The organism is Planobispora longispora, assembly GCF_016863135.1.
In the GTDB taxonomy this organism is placed as follows: Bacteria; Actinomycetota; Actinomycetes; order Streptosporangiales; family Streptosporangiaceae; genus Planobispora; species Planobispora longispora.
This window is the reverse complement of sequence record NZ_BOOH01000108.1, coordinates 1-821: the sequence shown is the minus strand read 5'-3', so window position 1 is coordinate 821 and position 821 is coordinate 1. Positions and strand designations below refer to the sequence as shown.

1 protein-coding gene is annotated in these 821 nt (G+C 70.0%); it reads left to right on the top strand.

What is annotated here, in order from left to right; translation table 11 throughout:
• The coding region (locus Plo01_RS39815; RefSeq protein ID WP_203895993.1) for a hypothetical protein at positions 1-445 on the top strand (445 nt) is incomplete at its 5' end.
• Positions 446-821: the final 376 nt, after the last annotated feature.

Here is an 821-nt window from a genome sequence, read left to right as displayed (position 1 = left end):
CACGGGAGCCGTAGCGGCTGCGACCCTGGTCGCGATCGCCGTAGGAGCGGCGCTCGCCGCCACGGTCGTCACGGCCGCGGAACCCGCCGCCCGGACGATCGTCACGGTTGAAGGGACGACGCTCCCCACGGTCGTCACGGTTACGGTCGAACGACGGGCGATCGCCCTGACTCCGGGAGCCGTAGCGGCTGCGATCCTGGTCGCGGTCGCCGTAGGAGCGGCGCTCGCCGCCCCGGTCGTCACGGTCACGCGAACCGTACGAGCCACGCGGCCTGTCACGGTCGCCATAGGAACGCTGGCCGCCGTCTCGGCTGAACGGCCGGTCCCCTCGGTCACGGGAGCCGTACGAACCCCCGGAACGTCCCTCACGACGCTCGCCATAGCGAGGGCCGTCCCCCGGCCGGCCCCTGCCGCCGCTTCCCCGATAGTCTCCCCGACCGCCTGATTCGCGGTTCTCGCCCTCTTCGCGGCGGCCTGCGCCGTCACGCCCGTTGTCACTGTTCACTTCTGGTCCATTTCGTATTGCTCACGCCGCGAGCACGCCCCGTCTTCCACTGAGGCGATCCGCTGTGCGGGCGGTCTCCGGTCGCGAGATGCGACCCAATTCGCTATCGCTGCCCCGCCCTATCGTGGTGTGGCGCGACGGAGGCCACCCGATGACAGGGGGTGGCCCGGCACTTCCAGCCTAGCAAGCTCCCCAAAGTCCCCACGCCTGCATCCCACATCCCGGCGTGACCCCGTGAGAAGCCTGGAAGGAGCGGAACCGAACCCCGTCAAGACCGCTCCCCGGTCAAGACAGCGCCCGTGACAGACGATGAACA